The 17,016-nt window shown below is 70.5% G+C and carries 13 protein-coding genes; 1 reads left to right on the forward strand and 12 read right to left on the reverse strand.

Annotated features, from left to right (window positions below):
* Positions 1-17 precede the first annotated feature (17 nt).
* The 8 genes from ABZ477_RS11930 to ABZ477_RS11965 form a co-directional block, all read right to left on the reverse strand.
* Positions 18-1,244, reverse strand: coding sequence for a saccharopine dehydrogenase C-terminal domain-containing protein (locus tag ABZ477_RS11930; RefSeq protein ID WP_360132871.1), 1,227 nt, complete (start codon positions 1,242-1,244; stop codon positions 18-20).
* A gap of 42 nt (positions 1,245-1,286) precedes the next feature.
* Positions 1,287-2,831, reverse strand: coding sequence for an APC family permease (locus ABZ477_RS11935; protein ID WP_360132874.1), 1,545 nt, complete (start codon positions 2,829-2,831; stop codon positions 1,287-1,289).
* A gap of 102 nt (positions 2,832-2,933) precedes the next feature.
* On the reverse strand, positions 2,934-5,735 hold the full coding sequence (locus ABZ477_RS11940) for an FtsK/SpoIIIE domain-containing protein (protein ID WP_360132877.1): 2,802 nt from the start codon (positions 5,733-5,735) through the stop codon (positions 2,934-2,936).
* Positions 5,736-5,801: 66 nt separating this feature from the next.
* The gene (locus tag ABZ477_RS11945; RefSeq protein WP_360132880.1) at positions 5,802-6,605 is read right to left on the reverse strand and encodes a protein phosphatase 2C domain-containing protein; all 804 of its coding nucleotides are present in this window, start codon (positions 6,603-6,605) and stop codon (positions 5,802-5,804) included.
* A 49-nt stretch (positions 6,606-6,654) separates the two neighbouring features.
* Positions 6,655-8,700, reverse strand: coding sequence for an ABC transporter ATP-binding protein (locus ABZ477_RS11950; RefSeq protein WP_360133416.1), 2,046 nt, complete (start codon positions 8,698-8,700; stop codon positions 6,655-6,657).
* 29 nt (positions 8,701-8,729) lie between these two features.
* Positions 8,730-10,463, reverse strand: a complete 1,734-nt coding sequence (locus tag ABZ477_RS11955; RefSeq protein WP_360132883.1) for an ABC transporter ATP-binding protein — start codon at positions 10,461-10,463, stop codon at positions 8,730-8,732.
* 147 nt (positions 10,464-10,610) lie between these two features.
* Complete coding sequence (locus ABZ477_RS11960; RefSeq protein ID WP_360132887.1) at positions 10,611-11,597, reverse strand: aldo/keto reductase; 987 nt, start codon at positions 11,595-11,597, stop codon at positions 10,611-10,613.
* An 82-nt stretch (positions 11,598-11,679) separates the two neighbouring features.
* Entirely contained in the window at positions 11,680-12,846 is a 1,167-nt protein-coding gene (locus ABZ477_RS11965; protein ID WP_360132890.1) for a hypothetical protein, read from the reverse strand.
* Positions 12,847-13,026: 180 nt separating this feature from the next.
* Here ABZ477_RS11965 and ABZ477_RS11970 point away from each other — a divergent pair, with 180 nt between their 5' ends.
* Entirely contained in the window at positions 13,027-13,521 is a 495-nt protein-coding gene (locus ABZ477_RS11970; protein ID WP_360132893.1) for a DUF4282 domain-containing protein, read from the forward strand.
* A gap of 3 nt (positions 13,522-13,524) precedes the next feature.
* Here ABZ477_RS11970 and ABZ477_RS11975 read toward each other — a convergent pair whose 3' ends face one another.
* From ABZ477_RS11975 to ABZ477_RS11990, 4 genes are all read right to left on the reverse strand, one after another.
* Entirely contained in the window at positions 13,525-14,274 is a 750-nt protein-coding gene (locus ABZ477_RS11975) for a peroxide stress protein YaaA (RefSeq protein WP_360132896.1), read from the reverse strand.
* Positions 14,275-14,390: 116 nt separating this feature from the next.
* Positions 14,391-14,651, reverse strand: coding sequence for a F0F1 ATP synthase subunit epsilon (locus tag ABZ477_RS11980; RefSeq protein WP_360132899.1), 261 nt, complete (start codon positions 14,649-14,651; stop codon positions 14,391-14,393).
* 1 nt (position 14,652) lies between these two features.
* Complete coding sequence (gene atpD / locus ABZ477_RS11985) at positions 14,653-16,101, reverse strand: F0F1 ATP synthase subunit beta (RefSeq protein WP_360132902.1); 1,449 nt, start codon at positions 16,099-16,101, stop codon at positions 14,653-14,655.
* 21 nt (positions 16,102-16,122) lie between these two features.
* Positions 16,123-17,016, reverse strand: coding sequence for a F0F1 ATP synthase subunit gamma (locus ABZ477_RS11990; protein ID WP_360132905.1), 894 nt, complete (start codon positions 17,014-17,016; stop codon positions 16,123-16,125).

The raw sequence follows: 17,016 nt of genomic DNA on the forward strand, positions 1-17,016 counted from the left end.
TGCAGCGGGCGGCGGGGTCAGACCGGGAGCTCCTGGATGCCCCAGGGGCTCCCGTAGCCTGTCGGGGCAGGCGTCGCGAGCAGCTCGAGGAACGGCTTCGCGTCGAACGCCTCGGGGCCGAGGATGCCCGTTCCCGACCACACCCCGGTCGCGAGGAGCTCGAGGGCGATGATCGGGTTGAAGGCCGTCTGCCACACGACGGCCTGCGAGTTGTACTCGGCCATCGTGTGCTCGTTGTCGGCCACGTGGTACAGGTAGGTCGAGCGCGGCTGCCCGTCCTTGCCGGTCCCGGTCACCCAGACCCCCGCGCACGTCTTGCCCGTCATGCGGTCCCCGATCGTCGCGGGGTCGGGCAGGCACGCCGCCACGACGTCGCGCGGCGACACCTCGACGCCCTTCACGTTCACCTTGTCGGTGCGATCGAGGCCCAGCTTGTTGAGCACCTTCAGCACCTCGATGAACTCGTCGCCGAGGCCGTACTTGAAGGTGACGCGCTTCGCATTCGTCCAGCGCGGCATGAGGAGGACCTCCTCGTGCTCGACGTTGACGCACTCGACCGGCCCGATGCCCTCGGGGAAGTCGAACACCTCGGGCTCGCTGAAAGGCGGCGTCGTGTACCAGCCGCGATCCTGCTCGTAGACGACGGGCGGGTTGAGGCATTCCTCGATCGTCGTCCAGATCGAGAACGACGGCGCGAAGTCGTAGCCGGCGACGACGAGGTTCGCCCCGTCGCGTACGCCGAGCTCGTCGATCTCGCTGAACAGCTCGTCCTCGGCGTAGCGGGCGAAGACGTCGGAGAGGCCTGGCTCGACGCCGATCCCGACGAGCGCGAGACGTCCGGCATCCTTCCACTCCGTCTCTTTCGCGAACTGCTCGTCGCCGAGTTTCACGCCGGGGAGCTCATAGGGCTTGTCGGGATGCCGGTGCGACAGGCTCATCGCCATGTCGAGGTAGGTCGCACCCGCCGCGAAGCATCCGTCGAAGATCGGCATGACGAACCGCGGGTCCACGGCGTTGAGCACATGCGTCACTCCGTGCTCGCGGACGAGCGCCGCGACCGACTCGGCGCTGGAGGCATCGACCTGCGCCGCGGTCAGCCGCTCGTCGGCCAGTTCGGCCACGAGCGCCTGGGGTCGCGCGGGGTCGTAGTCGGCGAGGACGAGCTTCTCGAAGAAGTCGCGACGGACGGCGATGCGGGCGGCTGCCGAGCCGACGCCGCCGGCGCCGACGATGAGGATGCGCACGAGGATGCTCCCTTTGCGAGGTGGTCGAGGGTCTGCTGCAGGTCAGACGAGTCCGCCGTCGACCGACCTCGCGTAGGAGGCCGGCTCCTCCGGCACGAGGACCTCGGTGTCCTCGTTGAGGCTCTCTCCGCGGAAGAAGGGCTTCGCACGTGGGAAGAAGAACCAGAGGAACATGAGCAGCACGCCGACCGCGAGCGCCCCGATCCCCATGACGAACGACCCGCCGACCCCCAGGAGGACGGAGTAGCCGTAGTCGACGTCCCACATGTCGATCGCCGACTGGACGAAGGCGTAGGTCAGCATGACGGCGCCCAGCAGCGGGAACAGGAACTTGTAGAAGAAGTTGCGCGGCGAGGTGAACAGCTCGCGGCGGAAGAACCACACGCACGCGAAGCCCGTGATGCCGTAGTAGAACGCGATCGCGAGGCCGAGGGACAGGATCGAGTCCTGCAGGATGTTGTCGTTGATGAGCGTGAAGCCGACGTAGTACAGGATCGCGACGACGCCCATGACGAGGGTCGAGAACGACGGAGTGCGGTACTCCGGGTGCACGTGCGCGAAGCGCTTGGGCAGCGCCTTGTAGGCCGCCATCGCGAGGGTGCCGCGCGCGGTCGGGAGGATCGTCGTCTGCGTCGAGGAGATGGCCGAGATCATGACGGCCACGACGAGCAGCCAGCCGAGCGGCCCGAGGAGGCCGTCCTTGATGGCGAGGAAGAAGTCATCGGCGTTGGCCTCGTTGCCGAGCCCGGTCCCGTCCTCGCCGACGCCCGCGTACATCATCGCCGAGATGGTCACGCCGACGTATGTGAAGAGCAGGATGACCGTCGTCAGCAGCGCCGCCCGGCCGGGGATGCGCTTGGGATCCTTCGTCTCCTCGTTGAGGGCGAGGCAGGTGTCCCAGCCCCAGTAGATGAAGAGGGCGAGGAGGATCGCCTCGACGAAGCCGCTCCAGTCCGTGAAGCCGAACGGGTTGAACCACGCCCAGTCGAACGGCGTCGGGTTCGGCGCCGTGCCGGCGAAGAACTGCCAGAGCGCCGCCACCGCGAAGATCGCGAGTGCGAGGTACTGGATCGCGAGCAGCACGTTCTGGATGCGCTCCCCGATCTCGACACCGCGCCACGACACCCACGTCATCGCCGCGATGAAGATGACGCCCACGAGGATGATGCGCCAGTCGTTGTTGGCCTCGAACTCCACCCCGAACAGGTTCCAGAAGTAGATCGAGGCGATCTGCGCGAGGTTGGCGAGGACCACCATCCCGGCGACCGCGACGCCCCAGCCCCCCATCCAGCCGACCCACGGCCCGAACGCCTTCGTGCCCCACGTGAACGTCGTCCCGCAGTCGGGCACTCGGTTGTTCAGCTCCCGGTAGGCGAAGGCGATGAAGAGCATCGGGATGAACGCGATGATGAACGCGATGGGGGCCTGCGCGCCGACGGCGAGCACGACCCAGCCGAGCGTCGCGACGAGGGAATACGCAGGCGCGGTCGAGGCGAGCCCGATGACGGTGGAGCCCCAGAGACCCAGAGCGCCCGCCTTCAGACCTTTTCCGTCGGGCCGGTCCAGGTTGATGGGGGTAGTTGACACATGGAGACCGTATGCGGGGCCTCGCGCTTCGGTCAAGCGATCGAGGACCACTCGTGATGAGATCGGGTCCCGCGCTCCGACGGCCGCTCTCGAGCCCCCGGTTCAGCCGGAGACATCGCCCCCGTCCGGGAGGGCGATGCGCTCGGCAGGGCGCGCATCCCGGCACAGCCACGCCCTTGCGCGGCCCGGCGCGCAGTAGGGCGGCAGCGAGCGATCGGCGCTCAGGGCACGGAAGTCGGAGGCCACGGACGTGTCGATCACGAGCGTGTGCTCGTTGCGAACCGTGGTCAGCAGCTGCCACTGACGCTGCCAGTCCTCCGCGTCGCCTGTGAGCACGAGGCGCGCGTTCTGCGCCATGTCGACGGATGCCTCGGCCACCGGCACGACGAGGGCACCGCGGCGCTCCCACTCGACGAGGGCGGCCCTCGCCCTGGCCGATCGCCGCGCGACGAAGCCCGTCACGGGCGCATCCGGGAACCACGGCTCGGGCTCGCGCTCCCGTGCCGGCGCCTGGCCGGGCGCGACGGCGATCTGGACGGCGCGCCCGTCGACGCGCGCTCGACCGGGCGGCTGATCGGGTGCGTGGTGCGACGGGTCGCCTCCCAGCGCGATGTACTCCGCGCGCGTCGCGGCGCCGAGGAGGACCCGCCGCGGCAGCAGCTCGGCGATGCGGGACGCGCCGCCCGTGAGTCGCTGCACGGAGGCGGCGATGAGGAGTCCGTGATCGCCCGCTCCGCGCACGACCCGCTCGAGCCGCTCCATCAGCTCGCCCGCGTACTCATGCGGGAAGTGGACCGCGAGTGCGTCCAGATCGTCGATCACGATGATGCTGCCGCGCGGCGGCTCGTCGGCGAGCGCCGCGATCGCGTCCCAGGCACCCTCCGGGTCGGCGGGGACCACGACGGGCGCCGCGGCCTGCGCGGCCAGCACACGCAGCGCGGTGGACTTACCCGTCCCGGCGGCTCCGAGGACGAGGACTCCTCGGTCGTCGGGTGCGACGGCGACGGGAACCTGCCGCTGACGCTCCGGCTCGTCCGCGAGGCCGAGGAGGAGCTCGCCCGAGCGCAGGTCACCGCGCGCGAGCTCGGTGAGCTCGATCCGCGACGGGAGGTCGGGCAGCCACGGGCGGCGCGGACGGTGATCGTCCGCCGCCGCCGCGGCGATCCTGGCGATGTCGGCCGGTTCGGACAGCGCGACGCGGATGCGGCGCGGCGCCGCGTCGCCCGCGCGCCGCAGGAAGGCGACACCCCGCGCCGCGCCCACGATGCGCGCCGCATCGTCTGTGCCGACGACGGCGCGGCTGTCCGCGGCATCCGCGACCCGGAGGCTGATGCGCAGCGGGCAGTTCGCCAGCAGCGCGTCCCGCACGACACCGGCGACACGCTGGGTGCCGAGGACGAGGTGCATCCCGAGGGCTCGCCCTCGGGCTGCGATGTCGGTGAAGACGGCGTGCAGCTCGGGGTGGTCGGCCAGGAGCGCGGCGAACTCGTCGACCACGACGACCAGGCGCGGCAGGTCGACACGCGGATCGAGGATGTCGCGGGCGCCGTGCCGGGCGAGCTCGCCTTCGCGCCACCGGACCTCGGCTCGCAGGCTCTCGATCGCGCGCCGAGCGCCGGCCCCGTCGAGATCGGTGATGACGCCCGTGACGTGCGGAAGCCCCGCCAGGGCGTCGAATGCCGTCCCGCCTTTGAAGTCGGCCAGCAGGAAGCTCACCTCGCGCGGCGAGCGCGAGGCGCACAGGGCGACGACCCACGTCACGAGCAGCTCGCTCTTTCCGCTGCCGGTCATTCCCGCGACGACCGCGTGAGGACCGTCCGCGACGAGGTCGACGTACGCCGGCGCGCCGTCCTCGAGCCCGATGACGGCACCCAGCCCCGGCGTCGGCGCACCGCCGAGGAGCGGCGCGAGTGCGACCGGCGCACGAGCCGCCTCGTCCCCGGGCAGCTCGTCCGCGAGGGCGGCGATCCGCGCTGCGATGTGCTCGGCCTGAGCGAGCGAGACCGCCTCCACGGCGACATCCCGCGTCTCGCCCGCCGCCTCCACTCGTGCCCGGCCGGGTGACGCGACGGTCAGCACCGTCGCACACGCGGCCGGCGGGCGCCCCGACGGCGCGGCGCGGACGATCGCGAGGTCGGCGTCGCCGGGGATGGGCGCGCCGGCGGCCACGACGGCCAGCGCCGTCCCGGTCGCCGCCCTCCTGTGCGGCAGCCCTTCGATCCAGCGGTCCTCGTCGGCGAGGGGCCCGACGATGCGGAGGTCACCCGGCGAATGGGTCAGGCACGTCTGCAGGACGAGCCCGCGGGCGACGGCGCCTGCGAGCACAGGAGGGCCGACGACGGCGATCCCGCCCGCCGCCGGGACGACGAGCGGCACTTCCGTTAGGACGCGCGCCTGCCTGCGCAGCTCCCGGCTGCGATCGTCGGACCCGCCGCCGGACACCTGCACGGCGCTGGGGGCGGCACCCGAGCCGACGACCACGGCCTGCGTTCGCGCGGGGACGTGGCGCCAGATCTCGCCGGGGCCGGCGAGGAACGCTGCGACATCGGGATGCTGCGCCCTCCGTCGCTCGCGCTCACGGTCGTGCCGAGCGGCGATGGACTCCGCGATGCGGGCGTGCGCGGCATCCGTCTCGGCCGCCGTGCGGCGACGCTCGCGACGCGCCGCACGCCGCCCGTCGAGGAAGGTCGCGCCGGCGATGAGCGGCCCGAGGAGCGCGAGCCACAGGGAGAGCGCCGACCCGGTCACGAGCCACAGCACGACCGCCCCAGCCAGCGGCACGATCATCGCGAGGACCGGCAGGGGCGCGCGCGTCGGCGCGGACGGCTCGGGCGGCAGTGTCAGCGGCTCATCGGCCGCGTCGAAGGGGTCGACGTCCGGACGGGGCGGGGCAGGATTCGGCACCGCGCCAGTCAAGTCGCCGTAGCGGACTGGCGACCGGGCGCCGCGGCATCCGTGGACGCGGCGCGTTCAGTCCTCGGCTGTGGAGGAGCCCGTGCCGAGCGCGACGTTCAGGACGACGATCGTGATGTTGTCACGGCCGCCGTTCTCGAGCGCGGCCTCGAGCATCGCGTTGACGGCGTCGGCCGGATCGGCCTGCTCGCCGAGGAAGTGCTGGATGCCGTAGTCGGTCAGCTCTTTCGTGAGGCCGTCGGAGCAGATGACGAAGCGGTCGCCGTCGGCGACGTCGAGCCGCACGTAGTCGGGGGTCGCGCCCTCGCTCGGTCCGACCGCACGCGTGATGACATTGCCGTACGGGTGGTTCTCGGCCTCTTCGGGGCTCAGCCGCCCTGCTGCGACGAGCTCCTGGACGACGGAATGGTCGGTCGTGATCTGCACGAGCGACTCGTCGCGGAGCAGATACACGCGGGAGTCGCCGATGTTGAGGGTGACCCACTGCGGGGGTGTGTGAGCCTCGTCGAGGAAGACGCCCGTGAGGGTCGTCCCCGTCCCGTCGTCGGTCGTGTCGGGATGACCCGCGATGTCCTTGACGGCCCGCGCGAGGCCCTTCTCGATCGCCTTCGCGTTGACCCGCCCCGCGTCCACGACGCCGCGCAGGCGGTCGACGGTGCTCGCGCTCGCGATCTCGCCGCCCAGGTGCCCGCCCATGCCGTCGGCGACGACGAACAGCGGGAAGGCCGTCAGCATGGCGTCCTGATTGATGTCGCGGCGGCGGCCCTTGTGGGTGACCCCCGCCCAGGCCAGGTCGATCGTGCCGCCGTGGGCGCGATCGCCGAACGTCACAGAGCGACGCTGGGTGGATACCTCGGACACGCCGCTATCCTCCCGAATGCCATGGCGGACAGACGGTCCGCCGACGTCCTCACATACTAGTGGACGGGCCTTCACCGGCCTCGATTCCCTCGTCCGCGATGAGCTCGGCGACCGTCGGGATCGGCGGTGCACCGACGAGCACGGGGGTCTGCGCCTCCTCCTCCTCGATCGCCGACTCGAACTGCGCGTTGTACAGGCGCCAGTACGCGCCGCGCGCGCGCAGCAGCTCTTCGTGCGACCCCTGCTCGACGATCGCGCCGCTCTCCATGACGAGGATGAGATCGGCATCCCGGATCGTGGACAGGCGGTGCGCGATCACGAAGGCGGTCCGATCGGCGCGCAGTCGCGACATGGCGCGCTGGATCAGCAGCTCCGTGCGCGTGTCCACCGAGGACGTCGCCTCGTCGAGGATCAGGATGCGCGGATCGGCGAGGAACGCGCGGGCGATCGTGACGAGCTGCCGCTCGCCGACGCTCAGGTTCGTCGCCTCGTCGTCGAGCATCGTGTCGTAGCCGTCCGGCAGCGCGTGGACGAAGCGGTCGACGTACGCCGCCGTCGCGGCCGCGACGATCTCCTCCTCCGAGGCGTCCGGCCGACCGTAGGCGATGTTCTCGCGGATCGTGCCCGCGAACAGCCACGTGTCCTGCAGCACCATGCCCGTCCGCGCGCGCAGGTCGTCGCGCGTCATGCGGCGCGTGTCGACCGGCTCCCCGTTCACACCGGGGGCGTCGAGCGTGATGCGCCCGCTGTCAACGTCGTAGAACCGCATGATGAGGTTCACGAGCGTCGTCTTGCCGGCGCCCGTCGGACCCACGATCGCGACGGTGCTCCCCGGCGTCGCCTCGAGCGAAAGATCGTCGATGAGCGGCTTGTCCTCGACGTACCGGAACGAGACGTTCTGGAACGACAGGTGACTCGCGGACTCGGGTGCCGTCTCCGCGTTCTCCGGATCGGGCGTCTCCTCGTCCTCGTCGAGCAGCTCGAACACGCGCTCGGCGCTCGCGACGCCGGACTGGAGGAGGTTCGCCATGGAGCCCAGCTGGCTGAGGGGCTGCGTGAACTGCCGCGAGTACTGGATGAAGGCCTGTACGTCGCCGATCGACATGAGCCCGGCCGCGACCTGGAGGCCGCCGACGACGGCGATCGCGACATAGACGAGGTTCCCGATGAACATCATCGCGGGCATGATGATGCCCGACAGGAACTGCGCGCCGAAGCTCGCGCGGTAGACCTCTTCGTTCTCGTCGCGGAACTCGGCCTCGACCTCCTTCTGGTGGCCGAACACCTTGACGACCGAGTGACCCGAGAACGTCTCCTCGACGCGCGCATTGAGCTTGCCGGTGGCAGCCCACTGCGCGACGAAAAGCTTCTGCGAGCGCTTGGCGACCAGCACCGTGATGACGATCGTGAGCGGGATCGTCACGAGCGCGATCGTCGCCAGGAGCGGCGAGATCAGGAACATCATGACCAGGACGCCGATGACCGTCAGGAGCGAGATGACGACCTGCGAGAGCGTCTGCTGCATCGTCTGGCCGATGTTGTCGACGTCGTTGGTGACGCGGCTCAGGAGCTCGCCGCGCTGGACGCGGTCGAAGTAGCGCAGCGGCAGGCGGTGGACCTTCTCCTCCACCTGGAGGCGCAGGCGGTTCATCGCGCGCTGCACGACGCCGTTGAGGATGCGCGCCTGCAGCCAGCCGAAGAGGCTCGCGAAGACGTAGACGGCGAGCGTGATCAGGACGATCGTGGCGAGCTTGTCGAAGTCGATTCCGGCGCCCGGGACGAAGTCCATCGCCGCGAGCATGTCGGCCTGCTGCTGGTTGCCCTGCGCGATGAGCCCGTCGATGACCTGCTGCTTCGTCATCCCCTCGGGCGTCTGCATAGAAACGAAGCCCGCGAAGACGACGTTCGTCGCCTCGCCGAGGAGCTTGGGGCCGATGACCGAGAGCGCGACGCTCAGGATGCCGAGCACGAGCACGACGATGAGCAGCGGCCGGTCGCGGCGCAGCGTGCCGAGCAGGCGCTTCGCGCTGGGCCCGAAGTTCTGCGCCTTCTCCCCCGGCCCCGCCTGACCCATGGGGCCGCGCTGCATCGGCATGCGGCGCGGAGCCGCCGTCTGCCCGCCGCTCATGCCGCCGCCTCCGCCGCGAGCTGCGAATCGACGATCTCGCGGTAGGTCTCGTTCGTCTCGACCAGCTCGTCGTGGGTGCCGACGCCGACCATGCGTCCGTGGTCGAGGACGATGATCTGGTCGGCGTGCTGGATCGTCGTGACGCGCTGCGCGACCACGACGCGCGTCGCGTGCGGCAGGTGGGTGTCCAGCGCATGGCGGAGCGCGGCATCCGTGCGCAGGTCCAGCGCCGAGAACGAGTCGTCGAAGACGTAGATCCCCGGCTGCTTGACGAGGGCGCGGGCGATCGCGAGCCGCTGCCGCTGGCCGCCCGACACGTTGGTCCCGCCCTGGGCGATGGGCGCGGCGAGCCCCTCCGGCATCGCCTCGACGAAGTCCTTCGCCTGGGCGAGCTCGAGGGCGCGCCACAGGTCCTCGTCGGTCGCCTCCTCGTCGCCGTAGCGGAGGTTCGACGCGATCGTCCCCGAGAAGAGGAACGCCCGCTGCGGGATGAGGCCGATGCGACCCCACAGGAGGTCGGGCTCGTAGTCGCGCACGTCGACGCCGTCGATGCGGACGACGCCCGCCGTGACGTCGAAGAGGCGCGGGATCAGGCCGACGAGCGTCGTCTTGCCGGCACCCGTCGAGCCGATGATGGCCGTCGTCGTGCCAGGCTCGACCGTGAACGTCAGGTCGTGCAGCACCGCGTCCTCGGCTCCCGGATAGGCGAAGTCGACGTGCTCGAACTCGACTCGGCCGATGGCCTCGCGGAGGGCGGCCGGGTCGGCGGGCGCCGAGACCGACGGGTCGGTCTCGAGCACGTCGCCGATCCGGTTCGCGCACACGGCCGCGCGCGGGATCATGACGAACATGAAGGTCGCCATCATGACGCCCATGAGGATCTGCATGAGGTAGTTGAGGAACGCGAACAGCGTGCCGATCTGGACGCCGTTGTCCTGCACCTGGAAGGCGCCGAACCAGATGACGGCGACGCTCGAGACGTTCATGACGAGCATGACCGAGGGGAACATGAGCGCCATGAGGTTGCCGGCGCGCAGGCCCGTCTGCATGACGTCGACGCTCGCCGCCTCGAAGCGGGCGTGCTCCTCGCGCTCGCGCACGAATGCGCGGATGACGCGGATGCCGCTCAGCTGCTCGCGCATGATCTGGTTGACGCGGTCGATCTTCTTCTGCATCTGCGTGAACGCGGGCACCATGCGCACGACGATGAGCCCGACGATGATGAGCAGGACAGGGATCGAGACGGCCATGAGCCAGGACAGCCCGGCATCCTGCCGGACGGCCATGATGACGCCGCCGATCGCGAGCATGGGTGCCGAGATCATGAGGGTCGCGGACACCTGGACGAGCATCTGGACCTGCTGGACGTCGTTCGTGTTGCGCGTGATGAGCGACGGAGCGCCGAACTGGCCGACCTCGCGCTGCGAGAACGCCACGACGCGATGGAAGAGGTCGCCGCGCAGATCACGGCCCATCCCCATCGCGAGGCGGGAGCCGAAGTAGACGGCCACGATCGAGCACACGACCTGCACGAGGCTCACGATCAGCATGACGCCGCCGGTCTGCCAGATGTAGTCGATGTCGCCGGTCACGACGCCGTTGTCGATGATGTTCGCGTTGAGCGTCGGCAGCATGAGCGACGCGATGGACTGCGCGAGCTGGAAGACGACGACGCCGATGATGAGAAGCCAGGCGGGGCTGAGGTAGCGCACCAGGAGCTTTCCGAGCACGGTGTTCCTTTCGGCGCGGCGACATCCGCCCAGAAGCGGCCGCGCACGTCGAACGACGCTACGCCTGTCGTGCCGCGGCGTACAAACGCCCACCGTGCGCTGAGAGCGAACCGCTCACCGGATGCCGCTCCCGCGCCCGCCCGCGGCTCACATGTCGGAGGGTGGCGAGGCCGGGAAGATCGCGTCGATCGCCGCGAGGTCGTCGGCCGTGGGCGTCCACGCGGTCGCGGCGGCGGCATTGGCGCGCACCTGCTCGGGGCTCGTCGCACCCGCGATGACGCTCGCGACGACGGGTCGCGCGAGGAACCAGCCGAACGTCGCCTCGAGCATCGTGATGCCGCGCTCATCGCAGTACGCCTGGTACGCCTCGAGCGCATCCCACGGCGCGTTCTCGTACAGGTGGGGGCGCTGGCGCATGATCCGGGAGTCGGCGGGAGCGGCATCCCGCGTGAACTTGCCCGTGAGCAGGCCGTTGTGCAGCGGAAAGAAGGGGAAGAAGCCCAGGCCGTAGCGCTCGACCGCGCGCAGCACGTTCCGCTCGGCACCGCGCGCGAGCAGGCTGTACTGGTTCTGCGACGAGACGAAGGGCACCGAGCGCCGCTCCCGCGCGACGAAATGCGCCTCGGCGATCTGCCAGCCCGCGAGGTTCGAGTGGCCGATGTAGCGCACCTTGCCTTCGCGCACGAGGTCGCCGAGGGCGTCCAGCGTCTCGTCGATGGGCGTCGCGGGGTCGGGCGTGTGGAGCTGGTAGAGGTCGATCCAGTCCGTCCTCAGGCGCGTGAGGGATGCCTCGACCGCACGCCGCACGTGGGTGCGCGACGCCTTCGCCCCACCCAGGACGCCCGCCGCGAAGTCGGCGTGCCCGAACTTCGTCGCGAGGACGACCTCGTCGCGTCGCCGCTGCAGTGCCTCGCCCATGAGGGTCTCGGACAGCCCGGGCTCCTTGCCGTAGATGTCGGCGGTGTCCAGGAACGTGACGCCCGCCTCGATCGCCGCGTCGAGGACCGCGCGCGTGCCCTCGATCGACTCGGTCTTCGTGCCGCTGCGGCCGAAGTTGTTGCAGCCGAGCCCGACGGCGGAGACGAGGAGGCCGGAGGCGCCGACGCGGCGGAGAGGGACAGGCGTGGAGGTCATGTCGTCCACGCTAACCCCGCCGGAAGCCGGCGCCGAAACGCGTGAACCCCCGCCGGACGGGCGGGGGTTCACGATTCGGTCATCAGGCCTTGGGCGCCTTCGGGTCCTCCGGCTCGGCAGGCGCCTCGGGCTCCGCGGGCGGCTCGGGCGTTGCGGGGGCCTCGGGCTCCGCGGCCGGCGGCTCGAAGACGATGGCCGGCTCCTCCGACGCGGCCGGCGGTTCGGGGGCGGCGGGCGGCTCGGGGGCGGCGGCCGGCTCGGCCGGCGGCTCGGGGGCTGCGGTCGGTTCGGCGGCGGGCGGCTCCGGCGCCGCCGCGGGCTCCTCCGGCGCGGACGGCGCCTCGGCGGCCGGGGGCTCGGGGGCGGCGGGCTCCGGTGCTGCGGGCGGCTCGGGCGCGGACTCCGCCGCAGGTGCCGGGGTGTAGCCGGCGGGCGGCTCCGGCGCGGCCGGCGGCTCCCCGGTGGACGGCGCCGGCGCGGCAGGCGGCTCGGCGGCCGCGGGCGGCGGCGTGTAGCCGGCGGGCGGCTCGGAAGCCGGCGGCGGGGTGTATGCGGGCGGCTCGGTGTACGCCGTCGGCGGCGGCGTGTAGCCCGCCGGGGGCTGCGTCGCGTCGGCGGGAGGCGCGTACGAGCCGGGAGCGGGCGGCGGGTAGGCGCCGGGAGCGGCAGGAGGCGGGTACGCGCCGGCGGCCGGGGGCGGGTAAGCGCCCGGAGCGGCGTACCCCTGCTGCGGAGCCACGTATCCGCCGCCCTGCGACGGTACGCCCGCCCACACGGTGCGGTCACCGAGGAAGCCGTTGTTCGCCCATGGGGCGGGCGGGACGGCCGGGTTCCAGCGCGACTTGTCGAAGCCGAGGATGCCGAGCCACACGATCGGGAGGAAGAAGTAGAGGATCGTCCAGGCCGCTTCCTTCTGCAGCTTCAATCCCACCCGCCACGCCGCGAGGATGGTCACGACGAAGCCGGCGAGCGATCCGATCCACCCGAGCCCGACGAAGCCCAGGACGAAGGCGGCGCCGATGCCGTAGAGGATCAGCCACGGGCTCAGATCGCCGAGCTTGGAGAAGACCATCAGGTTGTACACGGGAACCCAGGCGCGCCAGCCGCCCTGGACTCCGGCCTTCTGGAAGACCTTCATCAGGAACCACGAAGTCAGGACGTAGGCGGCGATGCCGAAGATCAGGAGGATAGGGAGCAACAGGAGCAGGAACGCGAGCATGCCCCCGTACCCGTAGTCGTTGTAGTCCATGGAACGAACTCCTAGAGAGTCGAAGACGGACGCGTACCGGCCGCGCCTACGAGGCCCTCGGCCCCGCCGAATCACATGCTAGCGATGAGCGTCCGACGTCTGCACTCACCGTCGCGGCGACTCGCCGCGACGGTCGACGATCGCTAGCCTGGCGACAGCCCCTCGCGGAAGGACACTCTCATGAGCGACTCGAACCCCACGCCTCCGCCCCTGCCCGAGCAGCCCGCCGACGAGGCGGCAGCCCGCAGGTCCGCCCCGGCCGGCTCCCCCGCGACGGCGCGTGCCTACGACCCCGCGGCCGACCCCGACGACACGGGCGTCCCCCGCGCCGTCGGCGACGCGTCCGACATCGGGCGCGGGTTCCTGAGCGCGCTGTTCGACATCTCGTTCCGCACGTTCATCACGAGGCGGCTCGCGAGCGCGTTCTACGTCGTGGGCCTCATCGCGATCGGCATCGGATTCCTCGTGTGGTTCGTGCGCGGGATCTGGGTCGGGATCGACCTCATCTCGTTCAACCCCGGAGCCGGCGTGTCGCTCCTCGTCGCGACGCTCATCCTCGTGCCGATCGCGACGTTCCTCGCGATCGTCATCCTGCGCTTCATCATCGAGGCGGTGGTCGCGCTGATCGCGATCGCCGAGAACACGCAGCAGACCGCCGACAACACCGAGCGCTGAGCGCTAGGCGAACAGCTCGAGCTCTCCCGCCGAGCCTTCGCGCACGCGGATGCCGGCAGCATCCGCCCACCGCACGAAGCCGGCGCGGGACGACAGGCGCGGTCGCTGCACCGCGAGCCGGCGGACGAGGGCGCCGTTGGCGTGCTTGTTGAAGTGGTTGAGAGCCCGGACGGCGCCGCCCTCGGACTCGGCGACGACGCGCACGTAGGCCGAGGCGACGGATGCCGGCACCGGCCCGAGCGCGGCGTACGCCTCGGACCGCAGGTCGAGGACGAACCCCGGGTCCGCGGCCTCGAGGGCGTGGGAGACGGGCGCCGCCCACAGCCGCCGCAGTGGCGGGATGCCCGGAAGCGACGTCCCGGCGCTCAGTCGATACGCCGGGATGCGGTCGAGCGCGCCGACCGGGCCGAGCGGCGCGGAATGGATGAGGACCCGCCGTGCGAGCCAGGCGCGGGCGGCCGAGTCGAGGGATGCAGCTCCCAGCGCGTCGTACAGGACACCCGTGTAGCGGTCCACGGCGGCCATCGTGGGCGAGGACGTCACGCGCGCGTTGTCGTCGATCTCGCCGAGCTGGCTGGGCCCGAGCTTCAAGACCCGCGCTGCCGTCTCGGCATCCGTCGCCAGCTCCTCGAGCGCCGCAAGCACCTGAGCGCGCTGCTCTCGCAGTGCGGGAAGGGCGAGCCCCTCGAGATCGACGGGACGCCGGGAGCCCCCGGAACGTTTCGTTTCGGAAGGCGGAAGAAGGATCAGCATTTGTCCACGAGCGGTCGTTGAGCGAGCGAAGCGAGACGAAACGCCCCGGAGCCTGCGGGAGGCTCGGGGCGTTTCGTCTCGTCGCTTCGCTCCTCGCTCAACGACCGAAGAATGATTCAGGCGATGAGCGCGGCGTTGCCGGCCACGATCGAGACCTCGTCGCCGTCCATGGACAGGAAGCCGTCCTGGGCGTTCGCGATGATCTTCGTGCCGTCGGCCTGCGTGATGCGCACCTGGCCCTCGGCGAGCACCGCGAGGACGGGCTCGTGACCGGGCATGAAGCCGATCTCGCCGAGGACGGTCTTGGCGACCACGAGCGACGCCTCGCCCGCCCAGACTTCGGACTCGGCCGAGACGAGGCTCACCTTGAGCGGCATGTCAGCCGTTCTCCTTCTGGATCTGCGCCCACTTCTCCTCGACGTCGGAGATGCCGCCGACGTTGAAGAACGCCTGCTCGGCGACGTGGTCGAAGTCACCCTTGACGATGGCGTCGAAGGACTCGATCGTCTCCTTGATCGGGACCGTGGAGCCCTCGACGCCGGTGAACTTCTTGGCCATGTAGGTGTTCTGCGAGAGGAACTGCTGGATGCGACGCGCGCGGGCGACGACGACCTTGTCCTCTTCGGAGAGCTCGTCGACACCGAGGATCGCGATGATCTCCTGCAGCTCCTTGTTCTTCTGGAGGATCTGCTTGACGGCGGTCGCGACGCGGTAGTGGTCGGCGCCGATGTAGCGCGGGTCCAGGATGCGGCTCGTCGAGGCGAGCGGGTCGACGGCCGGGTAAAGACCCTTCGACGCGATCTCGCGGCTGAGCTCCGTCGTCGCGTCGAGGTGCGCGAACGTCGTGGCGGGGGCCGGGTCGGTGTAGTCGTCGGCGGGGACGTAGATGGCCTGCAGCGACGTGATCGAGTGACCGCGGGTCGACGTGATGCGCTCCTGGAGGATGCCCATCTCGTCGGCGAGGTTCGGCTGGTAGCCCACGGCGGAGGGCATGCGGCCGAGCAGCGTCGAGACCTCGGAGCCCGCCTGCGTGAAGCGGAAGATGTTGTCGATGAACAGGAGCACGTCCTGCTTCTGCACGTCGCGGAAGTACTCCGCCATCGTCAGCGCCGAGAGCGCGACGCGAAGGCGCGTCCCCGGCGGCTCATCCATCTGGCCGAACACGAGGGCCGTCTTGTCGAAGACGCCCGCGTCCTCCATCTCGTGGATGAGGTCGTTGCCCTCACGCGTGCGCTCGCCGACACCGGCGAACACCGAGACACCGCCGTGGTCCTGCGCGACGCGCTGGATCATCTCCTGGATGAGGACCGTCTTGCCGACGCCGGCGCCGCCGAAGAGGCCGATCTTGCCACCCTGCACGTACGGGGTCAGGAGGTCGATGACCTTGATGCCCGTCTCGAACATCTGGGTCTTCGACTCGAGCTGGTCGAAGCTCGGCGCCTGGCGGTGGATGCCCCAGCGCTCGGTGATCTCGATCTTCTCGTTCGGCTCGGCGTTGAGGACGTCGCCGGTCACGTTGAAGACGCGACCCTTCGTGACGTCGCCGACGGGGACCGAGATGGGGCCGCCGGTGTCGCGCACCTCCTGGCCGCGCACGACGCCGTCGGTGGGCTTGAGCGCGATCGCGCGGACGAGGTCGTCGCCCAGGTGCTGCGCGACTTCGAGCGTGAACTCGCTCGTCACGCCCTCGACCGTGACGGTCGTCTTGAGCGCGTTGTAGATGTCGGGGATCGAGTCGTGCGGGAACTCGATGTCGACGACGGGGCCCGTGACGCGGGCGACGCGCCCCGTGGCCGGGGCGGCCGTCTTCTCTGCGGTGAGGCTCATGGCTTCTTCTCTTTCGTGGGTCTACTTGCCCGACGCCAGAGCGTCGGCGCCGCCGACGATCTCGGCGATCTGCTGCGTGATCTCGGCCTGACGCGCGTTGTTGCGCAGGCGGGTGTAGTCGGTGATGAGCTTGTCGGCGTTGTCGCTGGCGGACTTCATCGCCTTCTGCGTCGCGGCGTGCTTCGCGGCCGACGACTGCAGGAGCGCGTTGAAGACACGGCTCTGGATGTACACCGGCAGGAGCGCGTCCAGGACGACGCTCGCCTCGGGCTCGAACTCGTAGAGCGGGTACACCTGCGTGCTCGAGGAATCCGCTTCCACGACCTCCAGGGGCAGGAGGCGCACCGTCTCGGGCGACTGCGTCATCATGCTGACGAAGCGGTTGTAGACGAGGTTGATCTCGTCCACGCCGCCCGCGTCGCCGCCGCGGTCGTAGGCATCCAGCAGCACGCCCGAGATCTCCTCGGCCGTGTGGAAGTGCGGCGTGTCGGTGTCACCCGTCCACTCGGCCGCGCTCGCCATCTGCCGGAACTGGAAGTAGCCGACGGCCTTGCGGCCGACGAGGTAGAACACGACTTCCTTGCCCTGCGAGCGCAGGAGCTCCGCCAGCTGCAGACCCTCGCGGAGGATCTGAGCGTTGAAGGCTCCCGCGAGGCCGCGGTCGGACGCGAAGATGACGATCGCCGACCGGCGGATGACCTCGCGCTCCGTCGTCAGCGGGTGGTCGACGTTCGAGTGCGTGGCCACGGCGGAGACGGCGCGCGTCACGGCACGCGCGAAGGGCGCGGACGCGCGCACGCGCGCCATCGCCTTCTGGATGCGCGAAGCCGCGATGAGCTCCATCGCCTTCGTGATCTTCTTGGTCGTCTGAGCAGAAGCGATCTTCTGCTTGTAGACCCTCAGTTGTGCGCCCAT

It is taken from the genome of Microbacterium sp. NPDC019599, assembly GCF_040632175.1.
Classification (GTDB): Bacteria; Actinomycetota; Actinomycetes; order Actinomycetales; family Microbacteriaceae; genus Microbacterium.

What these genes read in the sequence shown, in the direction of transcription:
- ABZ477_RS11950 (WP_360133416.1), bottom strand. Translation starts at nt 8,700, where the DNA reads ATGCCGATGCAGCGCGGCCCCATGGGTCAGGCGGGGCCGGGGGAGAAG.
- ABZ477_RS11960 (WP_360132887.1), bottom strand. Translation starts at nt 11,597, where the DNA reads ATGACCTCCACGCCTGTCCCTCTCCGCCGCGTCGGCGCCTCCGGCCTC.
- ABZ477_RS11965 (WP_360132890.1), bottom strand. Translation starts at nt 12,846, where the DNA reads ATGGACTACAACGACTACGGGTACGGGGGCATGCTCGCGTTCCTGCTC.
- ABZ477_RS11970 (WP_360132893.1), top strand. Translation starts at nt 13,027, where the DNA reads ATGAGCGACTCGAACCCCACGCCTCCGCCCCTGCCCGAGCAGCCCGCC.
- ABZ477_RS11975 (WP_360132896.1), bottom strand. Translation starts at nt 14,274, where the DNA reads ATGCTGATCCTTCTTCCGCCTTCCGAAACGAAACGTTCCGGGGGCTCC.
- ABZ477_RS11980 (WP_360132899.1), bottom strand. Translation starts at nt 14,651, where the DNA reads ATGCCGCTCAAGGTGAGCCTCGTCTCGGCCGAGTCCGAAGTCTGGGCG.
- atpD (WP_360132902.1), bottom strand. Translation starts at nt 16,101, where the DNA reads ATGAGCCTCACCGCAGAGAAGACGGCCGCCCCGGCCACGGGGCGCGTC.
- ABZ477_RS11990 (WP_360132905.1), bottom strand. Translation starts at nt 17,016, where the DNA reads ATGGGCGCACAACTGAGGGTCTACAAGCAGAAGATCGCTTCTGCTCAG.